Source organism: Pseudarthrobacter raffinosi, from assembly GCF_023913835.1.
Classification (GTDB): domain Bacteria; phylum Actinomycetota; class Actinomycetes; order Actinomycetales; family Micrococcaceae; genus Arthrobacter; species Arthrobacter raffinosi.
Map to the genome: position 1 here is coordinate 274,215 of NZ_JAMXBG010000003.1, position 20,682 is coordinate 294,896.

18 protein-coding genes are annotated in these 20,682 nt (G+C 66.0%); 8 read left to right on the plus strand and 10 right to left on the minus strand.

The window, feature by feature from the left end; genetic code table 11:
* Positions 1-19: 19 nt before the first annotated feature.
* On the minus strand, positions 20-1,117 hold the full coding sequence (locus NG697_RS04865) for a TIGR01906 family membrane protein (RefSeq protein WP_252607820.1): 1,098 nt from the start codon (positions 1,115-1,117) through the stop codon (positions 20-22).
* A 123-nt stretch (positions 1,118-1,240) separates the two neighbouring features.
* Positions 1,241-2,233: a stage II sporulation protein M gene (locus tag NG697_RS04870; RefSeq protein ID WP_252601030.1), complete on the minus strand. Its 993-nt coding sequence runs from the start codon at positions 2,231-2,233 to the stop codon at positions 1,241-1,243.
* Between the two features lie 68 nt (positions 2,234-2,301).
* On the opposite strand from NG697_RS04870, the gene NG697_RS04875 reads away from it, so the two are divergent.
* Positions 2,302-3,102, plus strand: a complete 801-nt coding sequence (locus NG697_RS04875; protein ID WP_252601027.1) for an RDD family protein — start codon at positions 2,302-2,304, stop codon at positions 3,100-3,102.
* Between the two features lie 36 nt (positions 3,103-3,138).
* Here the strand turns inward: NG697_RS04875 and NG697_RS04880 are convergent, their stop codons facing one another.
* From NG697_RS04880 to NG697_RS04895, 4 genes are all read right to left on the minus strand, one after another.
* On the minus strand, positions 3,139-4,377 hold the full coding sequence (locus tag NG697_RS04880) for a L,D-transpeptidase (protein WP_252613707.1): 1,239 nt from the start codon (positions 4,375-4,377) through the stop codon (positions 3,139-3,141).
* Positions 4,378-4,440: 63 nt separating this feature from the next.
* A complete protein-coding gene (ahcY, locus tag NG697_RS04885; RefSeq protein WP_248761945.1) occupies positions 4,441-5,919 on the minus strand; it encodes an adenosylhomocysteinase in 1,479 nt (492 codons plus the stop codon).
* A 95-nt stretch (positions 5,920-6,014) separates the two neighbouring features.
* On the minus strand, positions 6,015-6,284 hold the full coding sequence (locus NG697_RS04890) for a Trm112 family protein (protein WP_104061004.1): 270 nt from the start codon (positions 6,282-6,284) through the stop codon (positions 6,015-6,017).
* Between the two features lie 78 nt (positions 6,285-6,362).
* Positions 6,363-6,752: a DUF3499 domain-containing protein gene (locus tag NG697_RS04895; RefSeq protein ID WP_252613708.1), complete on the minus strand. Its 390-nt coding sequence runs from the start codon at positions 6,750-6,752 to the stop codon at positions 6,363-6,365.
* Positions 6,753-6,872: 120 nt separating this feature from the next.
* Here NG697_RS04895 and NG697_RS04900 point away from each other — a divergent pair, with 120 nt between their 5' ends.
* Positions 6,873-7,388: a metallopeptidase family protein gene (locus tag NG697_RS04900; protein WP_058929637.1), complete on the plus strand. Its 516-nt coding sequence runs from the start codon at positions 6,873-6,875 to the stop codon at positions 7,386-7,388.
* Between the two features lie 19 nt (positions 7,389-7,407).
* Here the strand turns inward: NG697_RS04900 and NG697_RS04905 are convergent, their stop codons facing one another.
* Genes NG697_RS04905 through NG697_RS04915 form a run of 3 tightly spaced genes read right to left on the minus strand, consistent with a single transcriptional unit; the run spans position 7,408 to position 12,900 of the window.
* The gene (locus tag NG697_RS04905) at positions 7,408-9,000 is read right to left on the minus strand and encodes a DUF5719 family protein (protein WP_252601021.1); all 1,593 of its coding nucleotides are present in this window, start codon (positions 8,998-9,000) and stop codon (positions 7,408-7,410) included.
* Positions 8,993-12,325: a glycosyltransferase family 2 protein gene (locus NG697_RS04910; protein ID WP_252613709.1), complete on the minus strand. Its 3,333-nt coding sequence runs from the start codon at positions 12,323-12,325 to the stop codon at positions 8,993-8,995. Before NG697_RS04910 ends, NG697_RS04905 begins: the two co-directional genes overlap by 8 nt.
* A 29-nt stretch (positions 12,326-12,354) precedes the next feature.
* Positions 12,355-12,900 (minus strand): WhiB family transcriptional regulator, encoded by a 546-nt coding sequence (locus NG697_RS04915; protein ID WP_252607817.1) that lies wholly within the window; start codon positions 12,898-12,900, stop codon positions 12,355-12,357.
* 410 nt (positions 12,901-13,310) lie between these two features.
* Here NG697_RS04915 and NG697_RS04920 point away from each other — a divergent pair, with 410 nt between their 5' ends.
* On the plus strand, positions 13,311-14,009 hold the full coding sequence (locus NG697_RS04920; protein ID WP_252601016.1) for a TIGR03089 family protein: 699 nt from the start codon (positions 13,311-13,313) through the stop codon (positions 14,007-14,009).
* A gap of 19 nt (positions 14,010-14,028) precedes the next feature.
* On the opposite strand, the gene NG697_RS04925 is transcribed toward NG697_RS04920, so the two are convergent.
* Positions 14,029-14,613 (minus strand): GtrA family protein, encoded by a 585-nt coding sequence (locus tag NG697_RS04925; protein ID WP_252601014.1) that lies wholly within the window; start codon positions 14,611-14,613, stop codon positions 14,029-14,031.
* Between the two features lie 221 nt (positions 14,614-14,834).
* Between NG697_RS04925 and NG697_RS04930 the strand changes: the two genes are divergently transcribed.
* The 5 genes from NG697_RS04930 (at position 14,835) to NG697_RS04950 (ending at position 20,534) form a co-directional block, all read left to right on the plus strand.
* Positions 14,835-15,983 carry a 5-(carboxyamino)imidazole ribonucleotide synthase gene (locus NG697_RS04930; protein WP_252601146.1) on the plus strand — a complete coding sequence of 383 codons (1,149 nt, stop codon included), beginning with the start codon at positions 14,835-14,837 and terminating at the stop codon, positions 15,981-15,983.
* On the plus strand, positions 15,980-16,558 hold the full coding sequence (gene purE, locus NG697_RS04935; protein WP_058929643.1) for a 5-(carboxyamino)imidazole ribonucleotide mutase: 579 nt from the start codon (positions 15,980-15,982) through the stop codon (positions 16,556-16,558). The genes NG697_RS04930 and purE overlap by 4 nt, the downstream gene beginning before the upstream one ends.
* Positions 16,559-16,568: 10 nt before the next feature.
* Positions 16,569-18,218, plus strand: coding sequence for an LCP family protein (locus NG697_RS04940; protein WP_252613710.1), 1,650 nt, complete (start codon positions 16,569-16,571; stop codon positions 18,216-18,218).
* A gap of 87 nt (positions 18,219-18,305) precedes the next feature.
* Complete coding sequence (gene manA / locus NG697_RS04945) at positions 18,306-19,556, plus strand: mannose-6-phosphate isomerase, class I (protein WP_252601008.1); 1,251 nt, start codon at positions 18,306-18,308, stop codon at positions 19,554-19,556.
* 3 nt (positions 19,557-19,559) lie between these two features.
* Positions 19,560-20,534 (plus strand): lipid II:glycine glycyltransferase FemX, encoded by a 975-nt coding sequence (locus NG697_RS04950; protein ID WP_252613711.1) that lies wholly within the window; start codon positions 19,560-19,562, stop codon positions 20,532-20,534.
* Positions 20,535-20,682 lie beyond the last annotated feature (148 nt).

Consider the following 20,682-nt stretch of genomic DNA (forward strand, 5'->3'; position numbering starts at 1 on the left):
CACGTGCAGTTGCTTGGGGCTACGCCTCAGCGGCTATCGGCTCATCCTTGGCCAGGCCGCGACGACGGCGGGTGGGCCAAGTGAGGATGAGCGTTACCAGGGACACCAGGAGGACCAGCGCGGCGATGACAATACCGGCATCGATCCAGAACTGGCCCGGGAACAGCCTGATCAGCGTGTCTTCAAGGGCAAACGTCCAGGAACCGCTGGCGAAGAAGATCCGGTGGAATTCGGTGAAGAACTGCTGCCAGCCGAGCACGGCCAATGCGCCGAGGCCCAGAATGATCGCCAGCGCAACAATGGATCCCGCGAAGAGTCCGCGGCGCACACCGCCGGTGCTGCGGCGGCGCAGGTAGGCGATGGCCACGAGGCTGAGGACGATCAGGAGTGCTCCCCCGCCAAACGCGGAAAGGATGACAACTTTTACGTCCGCCATGTGGCCGACTTCGCCGTCCTTGAAAAGGTCCCCGCCACTGCGATTGACCAGATCACCCAGATACCGCGGCCCCGCCCAGTTGCTGAGGTAGTCAACCGCGTAGGAACCGTACGTCATCCGGTCGTCGGTGCTGAACCCGTACCCGTCGCCCGGGAACCCGGGCCTGTTGTACTCGGCCCACAGGAACAGCGGGCTGGTGACCGCACGGACGGCCAGCACGAGCAGGATCACCGGGTAGAAAAGGGCCAGCAGGACTTGCCAGATGCGCGGGGCCACGGGCTTGGCGTTGGCTGCGCTTTCGCGCTCCGCGTTGCGGCGCTCCACTTCCTCCTGCGGCGGACGGACCTGCAGCGCTGACGTGGGCAGCGGCTCGCTGAAGTGGGCACCGTTTCGGGTGGCGCCCTGGGCGGACGGTTCTTTGCGGAGCGACTCTTCTACGGAAGGTACCGCGGCGGGAGGTTCGACGGCGGCCTCCGCGGCTTTGCGGCCGGCGCGGCTTTCGGGCTGGGTGACACCGCCCTGCCCGGCACCGGCGCTACGTGCTGGGGACACGTCGGGAGTGCTGGAGTCGGAGTCTTTCAGCCAGGCAAAAGCCGGCTCTTCCGAGTCCGACGAAGTATCCAGGTCCGGATCCGGCTGCGGCTCCGTGCGTTTGGCAGGGGTCGGCGAATTGTCGTTCACAGCAGCGTCACTTCCGTTGGGTTCCACGCCGCCGGCTCTGATCCGGGCAGCGCCGTGTATCTGATATCGAGCCTACCGCCCGCTCCTCCACAAGGGCGAGGAGCCACCCCGTCGCTCCCGGATTCATGCGGCGATTTCACTGTATCCAGCGTCGCCAGCCACCAAGTCGCCGCGTTCACCGGCGTCATAGGCCCGCCGTCCCCATATCAGGACGTAGCCCCAGTAGGCAGCCAGCACCGCCAGGCCGATGCCGATCTTGGCCCACACCGGAAGCGGGCTGGGCGTGACAAAACCTTCCACTAATCCGGAAACGAACAGCACCAGCACCAACCCCAGGGCCACGGTGATCAGCGACCTGCCTTCGTCCGCCACGGCACGTCCCCGCGTCCGTGGTCCCGGGGACACCATGGCCCAGAAGATCCTCAAGCCCGCCGCGCAGGCAATAAAAACAGCCGTCAGTTCCATCAGGCCATGCGGCAGGATGTAGCTGTAAAAGACATCCTGCCGGCCCACGGCGGCGAAAACTCCGGCGGCGATCCCGACGCCCTGGGCGTTCGTGAACAGGATCATGGGTACCCAGAAGCCGGTGATGCCCAGGGCCACCGCCTGCGCGCTGATCCAGGCATTGTTGGTCCAGACGGCCCCCGCAAACGAGGCCGCAGGATTTTCCGAATAGTAGCCAATGAAGTCTTTCTCGACGTACTGCCGGACCGCAGCCTCGGAGGCAACGGACCGCAGGGCCTCGGGGGACGTCCCGATCCAGAGCGCGTAGGCGCCGGCAACCAGGATAAATGCGGCGCCGCAGGCCACCGTCAGCCACCGCAGGCGGTACAAAGCCGCCGGCAGGGCAGCCACGAAGAACCGGGCCAGGTCCGCCATCACGTTGGACCGTGCGCCTGTGAAACGGGTCCGGGCCTGGGCCAGGGTGGCGGACAAGGAAGCCGACAGGCCGCTCTCCGGGGCAATCGACCGGATGAAGGAAAGGTGGGCCGACGTCGACTGGTAAAGGCGCAGCAGTTCATCGGCCTCTTCGCCGCTGAGGCGCCGCTTATGGGCGAGCTGGTGCAGCCTTGACCACTTGTCCCCGTTGGCGGCGGAGAAGGCATCCATATCCACGGCAACAGCCTAGCCGCCATAGACTGTGAAGGTCCGCAGGATGGCTGACCAGGGATTGGGGTATCCGCTTGAGTTCGATAATCACCGGCGAGGCCGTTGTCCTGGAACTGCGCCCCGCATCCTTCGCCGCCCGTGCCCTTGGCCTGCTGCTGGATGTCCTGTTCAACATCATCCTGCTGGTCCTGATCCTGCTGGGCGTCGCAGCCGCCGGCCAGGACCTTGACGAGGCAGCAATGCGGGCGCTGACGCTGGTGAGCGTGGTCTTCTGCTTCGTGATTGTCCCGGTAGCCGTGGAGACCCTCACCCGGGGGCTCTCGCTCGGAAAACTGGCGACCGGCCTGCGTGTGGTCAGGGACGACGGCGGCGCCATCCGGTTCCGCCACGCCGTGATCCGGGGGCTGACTGGATTCCTGGAAATCTACCTCACCCTGGGTGGCCTCGCCATCGGCGTCGCCCTCTTCAACAGCCGCTCCAAGCGGCTGGGTGACATCCTTGCCGGCACGTATGCGCTGCGCCGCCGCGTGCCGGCAGAGGTACCGGTCCGCGTCTTTGTTCCCCCACAGCTTCAGGGCTGGGCCACAGCTGCGGACATCGGCCGGATCCCGGATGCGACCGCACGGCAGGCCGCCCAATTCATCCGGCAGGCCGGACGCATGTCACCGCTGTCCGCCGCCGGAATGGCAGCGTCGATCGCCACGGAACTGGCCGGGCATGTGGCCCCTCCGCCGCCCCCGGGAACCAGCCCGGACCAGTACCTGGCGGCCGTCACCGCCGAACGCCGTCACCGTGAACTCGCGCGGCTGCAGCAGGCCCGGCGCCGGAACGCGGCCACGGCGGAGCGGTTGGACCGCCTGCCGTTCGGGCCATAGGCCTTAACCTCGTCCTGGTCCTGGGCCAAACGGTGCTTAGTTGTTGTACTCCGCCCAGGGGATGTTCCAGTCGCCATAGCCGTCGTCGACGGCGGCGTAGTCGCCTTCGGTGTTGATGATCTGAACCACATCGCCGGTGGTCATGTTCTCAAATACCCAGGCGGCGCCGTCGGGAGCGAATCCGATGCAGCCGTGCGATACGTTCGTGTTGCCGATGAAGGGGTAGGCGGACTCCAGCGCCTGGTGGATGTAGGCGCCGCTCAGGGTGAGGCGGATGGCATACTCCACGTCCACTTCGCCGTAGTAGGCCGGATCGCCGGGCTTGAGTCCGATGCTGGCCGCCCGGAAGCGGTCATAGCGGTTCTTTTCCATCAGAACCGCGTAGCCGCGCGCTGACGGGAAGCGCTGATCGCCCATGCTGACCGGGAGGGTTTTCACTACCTGGTCATTAACGCTGAGCGTGAAAGTGTGTGCGGCGGCATCGGCGATAGCCACCCGCTTGTCACCGAAATTCACGGTGACCTTTTTGTTGAAGTTGGCAATCTGGCCGTTGCCGAGGTCCACGCCGAAAAGCTGCATGTCCATGGTGACGGTGGAGTTCGCCGCCCAGAAGGCTTCCGGGCGGTACCGGACCATGGTGTCGCTGAACCAGTGGAAGGCCCCGGCCTGCCCTGCGCTGGAGGTGATTTTGATGGCCATTTCCACGGCATCCCGGTTGACCACCGGTTCGCTGAAGATGACCTGCAGCGGCTGGCCCACGCCAACCTTCATCCCGTCCAGCGGGTAGATGGCAGCATCCGCCTCGTGCGTGCTCGAAACCGTACTGAACGAGTTTGTTGTGTTGGTATCCCGTCCCGCCCCGTCAGTGACCACATACGAGTAGCTGTACTCGGTGTTGAATTTCAGCGGGTCTGTCGCTGTCCAGGTGCTGCCGTCCCCTGCAAAGGTGCCGTGGACTACTTCGCCGGCGGTGCTGGTCAGCGTGACGCTCTCGATCCTGCCGTTGCCCACCTTAAGCGACACCGGCATTGCCGGGTTCACCTGGTTTGCGGCGTTGGCTGGCGTGACGTCCACCTTGGCCGGGGCCACCACGGGCGATGCGACGCCCGGCACGGACCGGACTGCCGAGCTGGCTTCGGACTCCAGGCCACCGCGCGCAAAACCCGGCGCGACGGCGGCGAAGACGCCGCCCGTTGCGGCAAGGACACACACGGCTGCCACCAAGAGAATTTTCTTGGCGGTCCCCCGCCGGCGTGGCTTAACAACAGGTTCCATAGTCCGATCTTAATGCTTGGACATAACAGCCCCGGGCGTGGTCTGCACCCGGGGCATCACACGTCAGTAACGATAGTGCTCGGGCTTGTACGGTCCGGCGATGTCCAGGTCCAGGTAGTCGGCCTGTTCCTTGGAGAGTTCCGTAAGCTCCACGTCGAGGGCGTCGAGGTGCAGGCGGGCAACCTTTTCGTCCAGGATCTTAGGCAGGACATAGACCTGGTTGCTGTATTCGCGTTCGCCTTCGGGCTGGTCCCGCTTGGTCCACAGCTCGATCTGGGCGATGGTCTGGTTGGCGAATGAGTTGCTCATCACAAAGGACGGGTGGCCGGTGGCGTTGCCCAGATTCAACAGGCGTCCCTCGGACAGGACGATGATGGAGCGCTCTTCGGCGGTCCCGGCGTCGAGCACCCACTCATGCACCTGCGGCTTGATCTCCACCTTCTTAATGCCGGGGATCCGCGCCAGACCGGCCATGTCGATCTCGTTATCGAAGTGGCCGATGTTGCCCACGATGGCTTTGTCACGCATGCCGGCCATGTGTTCGGCCAGGATGACGTCCTTGTTCCCTGTGGTGGTGATGAAGATGTGGCCTTGGCTCAGCACCGACTCCAGCTTGGCCACCTGGTAGCCGTCCATGGCTGCCTGGAGGGCACAGATGGGGTCGATCTCTGTGACGATGACGCGGGAACCCTGGCCGCGGAATGCCTCTGCGGCTCCCTTGCCGACGTCGCCATAACCGCAGACGACGGCCACCTTGCCGCCCATCAGCACGTCGGTGGCGCGGTTGATGCCGTCAGGCAGCGAATGGCGGATGCCGTACTTGTTGTCGAACTTGCTCTTGGTGACCGAGTCGTTGACGTTGATGGCCGGGAACAGCAGCTTGCCCTGTTCAGCCAGCTGGTAGAGGCGGTGCACGCCGGTGGTGGTTTCCTCGGTGACGCCGCGCAGGCTGGCCCCGATCCGGGTCCACCGCTGCGGGTCTTCCTGCAGCGAGGCGCGCAGCACGTCCAGGAAGATCCTGCCTTCCTCGGACTCGTCTTCGCCTGCCGCCGGTACAGCGCCGGCAGCTTCGAACTCAACGCCCTTGTGGACCAGCATGGTGGCGTCGCCGCCGTCGTCCAGGATCATGTTCGGGCCGAGCTCCGGATCGGTGTCCGCGCCGGGCCAGGCCAGGATCTGCTGTGCAGTCCACCAGTATTCCTCCAGCGTCTCGCCCTTCCAGGCGAACACCGGGACACCCTGCGGGTCCTCGACCGTTCCCGTGCCCACCACGACGGCTGCAGCGGCATCGTCCTGGGTGGAAAAGATGTTGCAGGAGGCCCAGCGGACCTCGGCACCGAGGGCCGTGAGGGTTTCGATCAGGACGGCAGTCTGGACCGTCATGTGAAGGGATCCGGCGATCCGGGCGCCCTTCAGCGGCTGGGTGGGTCCGAACTCCTTGCGGAGTGACATCAGGCCTGGCATCTCGTGCTCGGCCAGGCGGATCTGGTGGCGGCCGGCTTCGGCCAGCGAGATGTCGGCTACCTTGTAGTCAAATGTCATGGGGTTCCTTTGCTTTTGTCCGACGGCGGCGACGGCGTTGAAGCCTCTGCGCGAAAGTCGACCGCTGGTGGTGGTACGTGTTGTCCAGGCGTTGCCTAGGCAGTAGCTGCGGTTTTGTCCGTGGCGGGGCTTGGGTCCGTGGCCGGCCGGACGGCGTGATCGTGCTGGTCCGAGCCGGCAGCCGTGGCGGCCTGGAGAAGTTCCGGCGGCAGCAGCAGCGGGATACCGTCCTCGATCGGGTAGCGCAGCTTAACGCCCGAATCTCCCGCCGCCGTCGACACAAGCTCTTCGCCTTCCTGGACAAGGGGCGATCCGGTCACGGGACAGCGGAGGACGGACAACAGTTCAGGACTGATCTTTGGCATGATTGGTGCTCCCGACAGGGGCGCGTTCGCGCCGTTGGCTGACTGATTAGCAGGTTCCAGCCTACCGCCAGATCCGCCTCAGGAAGGTTCGCGCAGGACGCGCAGATGCCCCCGGCGGACACCTTCGGTGCCGGCCGGGGCCTCCAGCGCTGAATGCGAGCCACGCTGACCCGGCGTGGTCTGCGACTTGGGCGGCTGGGCCGCTGCTTCGCGGACCGCGTTGGCGAGGGCCAGGAGGTCGTCCGGTCCGGGCTGCTGCGGGCTTGTGGGCATCGCCAAGCGAAGCACTTCCCAGCCGCGGGGCACCGTCAGCGACCCGGCGTGCTGCTCGCACAAATCGTAACAATGCGGCTCGGCGTAGGTGGCAAGCGGACCCAGGACGGCGGTGGAGTCGGCATAGACGTACGTCAAAGTTGCCACCGCCGACTGACGGCAGGCTGACCTTGAACATTGACGGATAGCTACCACGACATCACAGACTACTCCGTATCCCAACTTGTTCGGAGTATTTGCCGAATCGGCGCCGCGCCTTGGCGCGAAAACCGGGGTTATGTCGCGTAATTCTGCGCCCGGGTTTACAGTCAAGGTATGCAGTCATCGAACCATGATTCAGCTTTTACGGTCCGTTTGGCTGACCCGGATGACCGCGCCGCAGAAACGGGTTCGGGTTCGCCCGGCCGAAGCTTTGCGATGCGCCGCCGGAACCGCCACGGTCGCGGCCTGCGCGGGGAGCTGGTGTTGCCAACGCACCCCGGTTACAGGACACGGTCGGACCGCTTTGACGACATGGTGCTGGATTCCGCGCAGCGGCTCCACGACATCTGGGGCAAAACGCTCGACGGCGTCCGGTTTGCCGTCGACGAAATACCCCCGCAGCTGGAGCAACTGGTGGCCGACGCCGCACCGCCTCCCATGGGCGCCTACACTCCCGCCACGGCAGAGGAAGGCCCGGTGATCACCCTGTACCGCCGGGTAGTTGAGCAGGGTTGCGCCAGCCGGGAGGAACTCCAGGACCTGGTGCACGACGTCGTCGTGGAACACACCGCCGAAATGCTCGGCGTAGCGCCGGAAACCCTGGATCCGGTCTACCGCCGCCGGTACTGACGCCGCCGGTACTGTCCTGTCAGTACCCCAGGGAGACCGGCACCTTTTCCTGCCCTGAAGCCGCCGGCGTGAAGGCGACCGTGGAGATGTCGTCCCGGCCGTCCTGCTGCAGGAGCAGCGCGCCGTAGGCAGCGTCACCTGACGCGGAGACAACGTACGCCACCACTACCGACTCGTCCACCTTCTCGGGGACCTTGATGGACGTTGTGGTGCCGCCGGCGACGTCGGCAGTGGCGGCCGCGCGGATCTTGCCGTCCGCGGTGATGGCAGCGTAGGAGACCGTGGCCCGGTTCTCGAGGACGCCGAACACGAGGGTTCGGTCACCGCCATGGGGCACGGGCACCACATGCTGGCTTCCCAGCCGGACACCGGAGGCAGCCCAGGCGACGTCCGAGGCCTTCTCGTTCGTGACGCCCCGGGTGACGCGGGTTGCGGCCACAAATGACACGTCCGAACTGGTGGACACCGTGTAGTGGCCGGCGGGGACGCCAGCCAGGGAAATCTCGGTGACGGACCCGGCTTTTGCCGTGACAACGCCGCCGCCGGGGAGGGCTTTCTGGCCGTCCCGGCCGAAGAGCTTGACCTCCACTACCGCGTCCGACGGTCCCGGAACCGTGATGGCCAGCGCGGGGCCGGCGTCGTTGAAGCCGCTGTTTCCCGTCAATGCGGAGATCGCGCCGGCGTCTTGGATGTCCACTCCGGTCATGACCTGCCGTGCGGCAGGTGCGGCGCCCGGAGCAATGAAGTCGACGCCGCCGGGCGTCAGTCCCCTCAGGACACTCTGCTGGATAGACGCGGCCACCGGACCGCCGGCGCTCCGGACATGGACGGTGAGCTGGGCTTCACCAGGGGCCAGGCCAGCCAGCACGATTGAGCGGGTACCTCCCGGCGCGACCAGCAGCCCCCTGCTGCCCGGGGCCCGGATCTGACCCTTGCTGCCGAAGAGCTCCAGGCTGACGGTGGCAGGTGTGCTTGAGGCGTTGCTGAGGACAAGAAGGGAGGTGCGGCCCACGGTGGTGCTGGCACCGGACAGCCAGAGGTCGTTGGCGGGCGGCTGGCAATTGGCAGCCGCCGAGCCCTGCAAGTCACCGTCGGTGGCGGTGAATCTCATAAGCCCGGCGGCTGAGGGCTTCTGGCCTGCCTGGGCGTCGGCGCTCAGGAAGCTGGCATCATCCACACTGTGCCCGGCGACGACGCCGGCGGTCAGGTCCTGGGGACCTGTCCCCTGGCCGGGCTGGCTGCCGTCCTTGGCGATCTCGACGGCGGGCGTCCCGTCAAGGGCGGCGAGCCTGCTGCCGGGGAGGACACCGCCGGGGGCGCTCAGGACGGCGCCCGTGACAGCGCTCTTGGCGGTCGCGGATTCGGGGCTGAACTGGGGGTCGGTGCCCGCCTCTGTTCCTTCGAGCAGGCGGGCCGGGCCAGGACATACCCCCGTGCTGGCGCCTGCGGGAACTGCAGCCAGCACGGCCGGGATGCTGCGGCTCCCCGCCGGCTGCGGGGCGACCGAGGAGGCTGCGAGTCCCGCGCCGGCTGTGGCCACAATCGCCACGGCCGAGACCAGGCCTGCCAGCATCTGCTTGCGAGGGGTCCTGCGGGCTGCGTCCTTATGCATTCTGATGTTCCTTACGCAAAGATCCCTCGTCCCTCGAGAGCCCTGTGTTGGGCCGGCGCGCGGGCATGGGAATGGCGAGCATCACAGTGAGTCCTATCACCGTGATCTGTGCGATTCCGGACCAGAGGGCCCACGGGGTGTCGTAGCGGATGGTCAGCTGGCCGGCGGTGGCAGGCAAGGTAAAGGCCTGGGCCGAGCCGGATGTTGTGGCAGTGAGCTTCCGCCCGTCGAACCAGGCGCTCCAGCCCGGGTCAGCCCGTTCGGCGAGCACCACCAGCCGCCCCTCCGGTCCCTCGGCGACGGGGGTGTCGACGTCGTCGTATTTGGAGGGCACCAGTGCCACAGTGGCGCCGGTGCCGTCCACGATCCTGACGCGATGGGGTACGTCGGCGGGCTGCAGTACCGGCGGGTTCAGCGGCGTGATCCGCCAGAGCCAGCCGACATCCGTCTGGCCGACGGCAACGAGCCCCGGAACTGCGTCCATCCTGCTGGCCGTGAGCTGGGCGGCGGTATCTGCCGAGCGCAGCACCACGAATCCGGCACCAAGGCGCTCGAGCTCGGGACGGGGGTCCACGCCTTGGCCGGCCACCAGCGTGGCCACCACGCTGCGGATGGACGCCGTGACGTCGTCGTCCTCCCTGACCGTCTCCTGGTCGGGCGCGCCCAGGATGTTCCGGGCGGCGGCAATCGTTGACAAGCTGTCCAGGGTGGTCCCGGCGCCACGCATCAGGGCCGCGTCAAAGGAGCCGTTCTCCTGGGTGCCGATCAGCAGCGTGCGTGTCTGCTCCGGTCCGGTGCCACGGTCTATGGCGGTGGCGGGAAGCGTCCTGGCGCTGCCTGGCTGCACCAGCCGTGGCGTTCCCAGCGCGGGCCCTGCCGGCACGTCGGCCGGGAGTGCAACGGCTGAGGAACGTAGCAGGTTCTGGGCCGACCACACCGCCATGCCGGCCAGCGGACCGGCCAGCAGCACCACCATGGCAAGGGCCGTCGCGGAGCGAAGGGCCACGTTGCGCCGAATACTGGGCGAGGCTGCCCGGTCCGCGGCATCAAGCAAACGCTCGGCACCAATCAGGGCGGCTCCGAGCAGGGCGAACCCTGCGGCGGAGACGGCTGGTCCGGTGAACGGGGTCACGAGGGTGTCGGCAGTTGCGCCGGTGGCAACGTGCCCTGCGAGCCGGCCACCGGCGAAGATCACCAGAGCCGCCACCCAGAGAACACGTGCTGTCCTGCTGCGCATACCCGGGAGGAACAGGGCGGCAACGGCAAGCAGCAGGACGGGAACGGCCAGCAGAAATGCGAGCACGAGTGCCCATGGGATCGCCTGGCCGCTGAAGAACGGAAGGCCGGACAGGCCACCGTCGGCGGAGAACAGCAGCGGCTGGCCCAGGAACTGCTGCCACAGCGGGGCCGCCTCGAATCCCAGCGGAACACCGGGGTCTGCCAGCAATGCCCGCGGCCGGTCGATAACGGACAGCCCGAAGGGAAGAAAGAGCGCGGCGCTGGGCAAAAGAGCCCACCACACGGTGCGGCCACGACGGCCAAGCATCAGCCCGCAGAGCACAATAACCACAACGGCCGGGACTAGCAGTGAAGGCGCCGACGCGGTCACAACACCCAGCGTCAACCCTGCGGCGGCGGCAGCAGTCCAGGACGGCATGCCGTTGATCCCAGGCCGTGCGGGTGGTTTTTCGGTGAAACGCCCGTCACCCGGGGACGGGACAATGAACCGTCCGTGGCCCACAGCGGACCCGGTGGCACGCAGGAGTGCCAGGACGAGCAGCGGGATCATGATGTGGGCCACCAAGGCACCGGCCCGGCCCTGGTTCAGTGCTATCTGCAAGGCAGGAGCGGCCGCCCAGAAGAGTGCGGCAACGAGGCGGAAGCGGCGCCGGATGGTCAGGCCCCCGGCCGCAAACCATGCGGTCAGGCCGGAAAGCGGGGCGGCGAGCAGCAGGAGCCAGGCCATGGCCGCGTTGGCGTCTCCCCCGCCGAGCAGGCCAAGGATCCACAGCACATAGCCGAAGGGGTCGCCCTTGCCCGGAAGCCCTGCCCCCAGGCTGATCCACCAGCTGGAGGCGTGGTGCCAGATTTCGCCAAGGGTGGAGGACACCGGAATGAGGCCTCCACCGGAAACAGCGTCGGCCCGGAACATCCCGCTGAGCGCTGTGAGGGAAGCTGCGGACGCGATGATGATGGCGGCGATGGCGCCTGTCCCCACCCATCCCCGTTCGGTGGTGGTCAGGGCAGCGAAGTCATCCGATGAGTCCCCCGTGGGCTGGTCCGCCAGGGGGTCATGGACAAGGCCATCGGCCGTGGAGTTGTCGGCGCCCAGGGCTTCCATCAGGGAGCGGCGGTGGTTCCAGACTTCACGCCGTGGCGTCTGCAGCTTCTTGATGACGGACCGCCGGATCCGTCGGCTGTTTGCCGCGGTCCGGCGGGCCTTTGCCACGGCACCGGGCCGGGCCAGGGCAGCGAATGTGGCCACAAGCTGGGAGAAACCGTGCCCGGGATCCTTGACCGCAATGCTGAGCACGAGTTTGAACATGCTGCCAAGCAGCGCACCGACCGCATGGATAGGCACCTTCCACAGCGGGGCGTGCTTGAGGCGCAGATGGACCTGGGCTTTTCGCGCCGCGGAAGCGTTTCCCTGGGCATGCGGCCGGTGGGCCACGTGGAACATCCGTGCAGTGGGAACTACCACCACGCGGTGCCCGGCGAGGCGGTTGCGCCAGCAGAAGTCGACGTCGTCGCCGGTGCCCGGCAGTGCGGGGTCGAAGCCCTTCAGGAGTTCCCAGATATCACGGCGGACCAGCATGCCGGCCGAGTTCACCGCAAACGCGTCGGTGCGGCCGTTGTACTGGCCCTGGTCCAGTTCGTCGGCATCGATCAGGGTAAGCCGCTCGGCCCAACGGCTGGTGGAGAGTCCGACGTCGATCAGCCGGCGTTCCGAGTGCCAGTCCAGTTGCTTGCAGCCGGCCACGGTCACGGATGGTGCGCGCTCCACCGCACTGAGGAGTTCGGCCAGCGCCTCCGGGGCCGGGGCCGCATCGTCGTGCAGCAGCCAGACCCACTCTGTGGCGGCGCGCTGGGACTGGCCTTCCCAGGGCGTGTGCTTGTTGAGCCCGGCGCGCACGGCGCCGCCCATGCCGCTCTTGCCGGGCGGAAAGGTGCTCACATTGGTTGCGCCGAAGGCCCGTTCCAGGAGGACGGCGGAGTCGTCGCGGGATCCGGTGTCCACTCCGATGAGGGAGTCCGCGGGCCGGGTCTGGTCCGCGAGGGCAGCCAGGGTTCTGGGGAGATAGGCACTGCCGTTGTGGGACACCACAACGGCAGTGACATGTACTTCCTGAAGAATTAGATTGCTCGCTTCCTTAGCCGCCGGCGCTCACGCTCGGAAAGGCCACCCCAAATGCCAAACCGTTCGTCGTTTGCCAACGCGTATTCCAGGCACTGCGACCGCACATTGCATGCACCGCAGACCTTCTTGGCGTCGCGCGTGGATCCGCCCTTCTCCGGGAAGAAGGCTTCCGGATCCGTTTGCGCGCACAATGCATCAGTCTGCCAGCCGAGTTCACCTTCGTCGTCGAAGTCCTGCCTGAACGGCAGTCCGATCCACACCGGCTGGGAACTTGTTCCCTGTGCCGGGGTGCGCAGTTCCATGGGCGGATCCAGGTCGTCATCGTCCTGGTCGTGTCCGCCGTCAAGGAGTGCTTCGTGCGCCGCCAGGAAGGCTGTGGCCTGGTCCTGGAGGGGGTCTTTGGTATTGCGATTGTAACGGTCCGCGGCGTCGGGATCCGCGGGATCGACGAACCAGTCGCTCGGCACCCCCCGTGCGCGGTATTTTGCCGTTGCCAGTCCGGCGACGACGGCATCTTCATGGATACGCTCTGCTTGCCCCACGGCGACCCTCCCCAAATGTTGCAGCCCTTGCCTGAATACTTGGACACTCGGTTGCGTGTCCGTATTTATGCAGTGACTTTCGATATCTAATTACACGCGTGTAACTAGTGGGGAGTCAAGCCGTGGACGGATAATAATCAACTTTCCGGGCCAATCCCGGTCACGCCACGCCCGGGAGTTTTCCGAAGGTCCGGCGCGCGGAGGCCCGGCAGTCCGCATCGGCGGCCAAAAGGTCCCGTTTCCGCTGAATAGCTGCCAAAAAATACAGGCGCAGCCCGATTAGACAAATAAGATGACAAACTCCTGTGAGTAACATCACAGCCCGGCCGGACCCGACCAGGACCCTTAGGGACTCGGTGCGCGGCATCCCTGCCAAGGACGCCCCACCGGGTCCGTGACAAGATAAAGCCATGAGCATCCCGGCGATAGATCTGATGACCTCCCTGCGTTCCGGCCACGCCACGTCGCCCCGCCTGACCTGGTACGGCCCGGACTCCGAGCGCGTGGAACTCTCCGGTCGTGTGCTGGACAACTGGGTGGCAAAAACCAGCAATCTGCTGCAGGACGAACTTGACGCCGAGCCCGGCATGCGACTGACTCTTGACCTGCCAGCCCACTGGAAGTCAATGATCTGGGCACTGGCCGCCTGGCAGCTGGGCATGGAAACAGTCCTGGGCGGCGGGGAGGCGGAGCTCCTGGTCACCGACAGGCCCGGAACCGTTGAGGGGCAGCACGACGCCGTTATCGCCGTCGCGCTGCCAGCCCTGGCGATGCGGTGGCCTGGTGACCTGCCTGCCGGAGTCATCGACTACGCCGCCGAGGTGCGCTCCCATGGTGACGTCTTTATGGCGCACACGGACCCTTCGGCGGCCGGCTGTGCCATTCGGGCTGGCGGAGGCCAGCGGCACATCCACGAAAGCCTGATCACTGGTTTTGCGGCGCCGCATGAGGAAGGCGTCAGGCTTCTGGTCCCGGCCTCTGAAGGGCTGGAGCCGGCGCTGGCGAACTCACTTGGCGCGTGGCACAACGGTGGTTCAGTGGTGCTGGCTCACGCCGATGTGGAGCTGACGGACAAGCTGCTGGCCGCAGAACGCATCCACGGCAAGTAGCTTTCCCGGCACGGCCGGGTTAGGGCCGCTGCCGGCGGCTTTCCGGTGAGTCTGCCTCCGGCTGCTCCCCGTGCTGGGCGACGGCAGCAGCGGCAGCTGCCTTCTCACGATGGTGCCGTTCGATGAGCTCGTGGTCGTGGGAGAACTCCGGCTCCTGATCCAGTTCTTCGTTGAAGACCCAGAACCGGTAAGCGAAGAAGCGGAAGATGGTGCCCAGGACCAGGCCCACGACGCTGCCGGCAATAAATAGCGAGGGCTTGTCGTTCAGGTCCAGGATGTATTTCGCGAACCAGACACAGCCTGAGGCGATCAGCAGTCCCACCAGGTTCATGACGGCGAACAGCGCGGCCTCACGGGCCACATTGGCCTGCTTGCGGTGTCTGAACGTCCAGTAACGGTTGGCAACCCACGAGAAGATGCTTGCCACGATGGTTGCCATCGCTTTGGCCCAGACCTCGCTGCCGTGCATCGGTCCGGTGAACAGCCAGATGAAGATGGCCGAGTCAATGACGAAGGCCACACCGCCCACGGCTCCGAACTTGGCCACTTCACGCCAAAATAGCGAGGCGAGCCCCCGGATACGATCTGCAAGTGCGCTAAACATGACCCTCCATGGCCGTCAGTTCATTGGGCCACACGGCCAGAGGTCTATTTTAGACCCGAAATCGGTGAACCCGCCCCACGCGGAGTGAAGGGTGATCGCGGAAATACCCGAAAAGCGGGCCCTTCGACGTCCCAAAGCCCGGATCCGGTGAGCTTTTCTGTAGGCTGGCATATGTGACTTTTCCAGTAATCGGCGTAGTTGGCGGCGGCCAACTCGCGCGCATGATGGCTCCGGCCGCTACCGCCCTTGGCTTTGAACTCCGTGTCCTGGCTGAGGCTGAGGACGTTTCAGCCGTGTCTGCTGTGTCCACTTCACCGGTGGGTGACTACAAGGACCTCCAGACTCTCCTCGACTTCGCGGCCGGCCTGGATGTCATGACGTTCGACCACGAACACGTCCCCACGGACCACCTCCGCGCGCTTTTGGCCGCCGGCGTGAATGTCCAGCCCGGTCCGGACGCCCTGCTTAATGCCCAGGACAAACTGGTGATGAGGGCTGCCATCGACAGCCTTGGGCTCCCAAACCCCATCTGGGCTGCTGTCGCTGACGTCGCCGCGCTCGTGGACTTCGGCGAAGAAACGGGTTGGCCGGTTGTCCTCAAGATGCCCCGCGGCGGCTACGACGGAAAGGGCGTGCGGATCATCGACTCCGCCGAGGCCGCCGAAGAGGCTGCTCCGTGGTTCGAGGCCATGAGCCCGCTCCTCGCCGAAGCCAAAGTTGAGTTCAGCCGCGAACTGTCCGCGCTGGTGGCGCGGACCCCGGGCGGCGAAGCGAGAGCCTGGCCGGTGGTGCACACTATCCAGGTGGACGGCGTCTGCGACGAAGTCATCGCCCCTGCCCTGGACATCCCCCTCGAGGTCGCCGCGGCTGCGGAAGACGCGGCACTGCGCGTCGCCACGGAACTGGGCGTCACCGGAGTCATGGCGGCGGAACTCTTTGAAACACCGGGCTCCGGCGTCGGCTTCCTGATCAACGAACTCGCGATGCGCCCCCACAACACCGGGCACTGGACCCAGGACGGTTCGGTTACCAGCCAGTTTGAGCAGCACCTGCGGGCGGTCCTGGACCTGCCGCTGGGTGCCACCGACATCCTGGGCCCGGTAGTGGTCATGAAAAACTTCCTGGGCGGCGACAACCAGGATCTGTTTTCCGCCTACCCGGCCGCCCTCGCCAGCGAGCCGGCCGCCAAGGTCCACTGCTACGGAAAATCAGTGCGTCCGGGACGCAAGATTGGCCATGTCAACCTCGTAGGGACCTCCACGGATGATGTGGACTCGGTCCGGCAACGCGCAACCCGGGTGGCGGCCATCATCCGCGACGGCCGGGTTCCCACCGAAGAATCAGCACGGATTTCCGAGGAGAACGCATGACCACCGAAACCACCACCGGCACCGTCCCCCGTCCCATCGTTGGGCTGGTCATGGGCTCAGACTCGGATTGGCCGGTCATGGAGGCCGCCGCGGATGCATTGGCTGAGTTCGGCATCCCCTTTGAAGCCGATGTGGTCTCCGCACACCGGATGCCCACCGAAATGATCCGGTACGGCCAGACCGCCCACGAACGCGGGCTGCGCGTCATCATCGCGGGCGCCGGCGGAGCTGCCCACCTTCCCGGCATGCTGGCAAGTGTGACTCCCTTGCCCGTTATTGGCGTCCCGGTCCCGCTTAAGACCCTGGACGGCATGGATTCCCTCCTCTCCATCGTGCAAATGCCTGCCGGCGTTCCCGTAGCCACCGTGTCCATTGCCGGTGCCCGGAACGCAGGCCTGCTAGCAGTCCGGATCCTCGCGTCGGGCACGGACGAACTGGCAGCCACGCTCCGTGCCGACCTCCTGGACTTCGCCCAGGAACTCAACGACGTCGCCACCCGCAAGGGAGCCAACCTCAGGCAGAAAGTCAGCGAAGTCTTCGCCGACGGCAATGGTGTTCTCCGGGGCAGCCGTTAAGGAACCGGACATGTCCAGAAGCGAACCGCAGCAGCCAGCAACCGGCAAGGTCATGACTGATCCCGTCCGGTATCCGACCAGCGCCTCAGCCCCCGTCCGGACCAAACGGGGCTTTGCCCTGGTCCTGATGACCCTTCTGGTGCCCGGCAGCGCCCAGATTGTGGCCGGCGACCGCAAGCTCGGCCGTATTGCCCTGCGCGTCACCCTGACCGCCTGGGCTTTGCTGGCGGTCACCCTGCTGCTGCTGGCCGTGAACCGGTCGCTCCTGATCAACATCCTCACCAATCAGTTTGCCTCGCTGGTGATCATCCTCGTCCTGGTGGCCCTGGCGCTCGGATGGGCGTTCCTGTTCATCAACACCCTCCGGCTGATCCGCCCCGTGCTGCTGGCACCGGCGGCGCGTCCCGCCGTCGGCATTGCCCTGGTCCTGGCCCTGGTCCTGAGCAGCGGCACCCTTGGGTATGCCGCGTACCTGCTGAACGTGAGCCGCAACGCCATCGGCAGCATCTTCGCGGGGGGACCAGAGATCGATCCCGTCGACGGCCGCTACAACTTCCTGATGATGGGCGGTGACGCCGGCGACGACCGTACAGGCAGGCGCCCGGACAGCCTGTCCGTACTCAGCGTGGACGCAAAGACCGGCCAGACAGCCATCATCTCCGTGCCACGCAACCTGCAGAACGCCCAGTTCAGCGAAGGCTCGCCCATGCGGGAGATCTACCCGGACGGCTACGACTGCGGCGACGCGTGCCTCATCAACGCCATCAACACCGAAGTGACCAACGAGCACGCGGACCTGTATCCGGGTGTAGCGGACCCCGGTGCGCAGGCCACCCTTGAGGCGGTATCGGGAACCCTCGGAATCACGGTCCAGGCCTACGTCCTGGTTGACATGGAGGGCTTCGCCAAGCTGATTGACGCCATGGGCGGGATCCGAATCAAGGCCGGCGGCTGGGTTCCGATGAGCGGCTACTTCGACGAGGTTACCCGCACTCATGGCATGCCCTTGGGCTGGATTCCCGCCGGTGAACAAACACTCGATGGCGACCGCGCACTTTGGTACGGACGCTCGCGCGAATTCGTCGACGACTACGCCCGGATCCAGCGTCAGCAGTGTGTCCAACAGGCCATGCTCAAACAGCTGGATCCGGCCACGCTGGTGTCCAAATTCGAGGACATCGCCAGCGCAGGCACCAAAGTGGTGGATTCCAACATCTCCTCCTCCCAGCTGGGCAGTTTCGTGGATCTCGCCATGAAGGCCAAAGGCCAGGAAGTCAATCGGCTGACCATCGGGCCACCTGATTTTGACGCATCCTTCTCCACCGTGCCCGACTTTGACATCATCCACGAGAAGGTGGACCAGCTCCTGGCCTCCGCGTCGGGGCAGCCCCAGGCTGCCACGCCGGTCGACGGCATCTTGCAGCCCGCCGCGGCCGGCGGACGGCTGCAGGCGTCCTCGCAACTGCCCACGGCTGCGTTCCTGGCAGCCGGGGGAGTCCGCGCGCAGACTGCCCCGCCGTCGTCGGACTTCACGCCGGTGACCACAACGCCCGACGGCGAGCCGATCACCGAGGCGATGCTGAACCAGCTCAAACGCGAAGGCAACGAACAGGCGCTGCGTGAACTCGTGGCCACCAACGGCCAATGCGCGCCGCTCTAGGCCCGCTGGGCCGTCGCCTGGAAAACCCGGCCGCAGCACGTGACTGCAAGACTACGTAGACCTGAAGACCAAGAATGGATACCGGCTGTGTACGAAATTGAAAACGTCCTCCGCGACTACGCCTGGGGATCCACAACCGCTATCGCCGGGCTGCTGGGACGCCCCGAGTCCGGTCGTCCCGAAGCCGAACTCTGGATCGGCGCCCACCCCGGCGCCCCTTCAATGGCCCGCCGGGTGGACGGCTCCGTGGCACCGCTGGACGCCTTGATCGCCGAAGATCCGAACCATTTCCTGGGCAGCGAATCTGTGGCCGAGTTTGGCCCGCGGCTCCCGTTCCTGACCAAGATCCTTGCTGCCGCGCTGCCGTTGTCCCTCCAGGTCCATCCCAGCATCGACCAGGCCAAAGCCGGATTCGCCCGGGAAAATGCTGAAGGCATTGCGCCCGATGCCACGCACCGCAACTACCGCGATGACAACCACAAGCCCGAAATGATCTTCGCGCTGACACCGTTCGAAGCGCTGTGCGGGTTCCGTTCTCCGGCAGCAACCCGGAAGATTCTGCTCCACCTTGCCGCCTGCTTCGACCTGGTGGAAACCGGGATCCCGCCCCTGCTGGTGGAGCTGCTCGAGGTCCTGGACAACCCGGACGAGGGTGCCGGCCTCAGGACTGCCTTCGAGCGGCTGATCAAGGGCGGCGAAGACGTCTCCCACACGACAGCGATGGTGGCGGCCGCCCTGATCTCCGGCGCTCCGCTGGCACCGTACCAGGCAGAACTGTCCACGGTCATCAGCCTCAACGAGAAGTATCCGGGTGATCCCGGTGTGCTGATTTCGCTGCTGCTGAACAGGATTTCGCTGGCCCCCGGCGAGGCCGTCTACCTCCCCGCGGGCAACGTGCATGCCTACCTGCATGGGTTGGGTGTTGAAGTCATGGCGTCCTCGGACAACGTGCTCCGCGGCGGGCTGACGCCGAAATACATCGATGTGCCCGAGCTGCTGCGGACCATCGAATTCCAGCCGGTGGCAGTCCCCATGCTCACGCCGGAAGTGTCCGGCCTTGGCCAGGAGCTCTACCAGCCGCCCTTCCGGGAGTTCCAGCTTCAGCGGATCGAACTGGCACCCGGCGCGGAGCCGGTGCCGCTGGCCCAGGCGGGTGCCGTCGTCGTTATTGTCGTTGCCGGATCGGTGTATCTCGATTCGCCCAAGGGCGACCTGCAGCTGGCCCACGGGGGGAGCGCTTTCCTTCCCGCCGCGGAAGCACCGGTCAATGTCCACCCGGTGGCCGGTGCCGAGTCCCCTGCCGTTGCCTTCGCCGTGACCACATCCCTGAAGGCCTGAGCCGTGGAATTCTTCCTGCAGACGCCTGCCTGGGCGGATGTCCAGTCGTCGCTTGGCCGCACAGTCCATCAGCAGTCCGGCCCGGGCTGGAGCTTCCTGGCCGTCGAGGAGAAAAACCCGGCCGGAAAGGTCCTCTACGCCCCCTATGGGCCGGTGGCATCCTCCGCGGAGGCGTTCGACGCCGCCCTGGCCGCCCTGGTGGGAACGGCCAGATCGTGCGGCGCTGTGTTTGTCCGGATTGAGCCGGTGTCCGCCGGGCTTGAGATGCCGGCCGCCGCGGAGCTCAGCCTGCGCGGCTTGCAGCCGGCACCCGTGAACCAGCAGCCTGAACTCAGCTGGATCGTGGACCTCGAAGGTGACTTCAAGGATGTCCTCGCCGCGATGAAGCCCGTGAACCGGAACCTCTACCGGAATATCCACAAGAAGGGCGTCACGTTCCGGGCGTCGCAGGACCCGGACGACATCAGGATCCTGCTGAACTTCCTGCACATGACATCTCGGCGGAACGGGTTCAAGCCGCAGAGCGACGCGTACCTGACGCAGGTGGCGGCCTCCCTCATGCCGGCAGGCGCTGCGACGCTGTTCATCGCCGAACTGCACGGCGGTCCCATCGCAGCGGCCTTGGCCTACGATTCCGCGGACACCCGGACTTATGCCCACGCAGCCCTGGATGATACGCACCGCAAGCTCAGCGCGGGCATCCCGCTCCTGGTGACCCTGATGGCAGATGCCAAGGACCGCGGCCTGAAACACGTGGACCTGTGGGGTGTCGCGCCCGCGGACCAGCCCAGCCACAAATGGGCAGGTTTCACCGCGTTCAAGAAGTCCTTCGGCGGCCGCGAGGTGGCGTACCCCGGCACCTGGGACCTCCCGGTTCAAAAGCTCCGGTACAACGCGTACCAGCTGGCCCGCAAGCTGCGCGACAAGCTTCGCGCCCTCCGCTCCCCCTTCGCGCGCCCGGCGCGAACGGACACTTAAGCCCCTCACCCCCGCGCGAACTGGCAGCTAATACACTCAAATCCGCGGCAGAGTCATATGGTCGTTGCAACGCTCTGATTGATGGAGCGTTTAATGGTCAGGTCATTTCCTCTGAGTACCCGCACCGAGTTCATTGACCTTGTGTGTG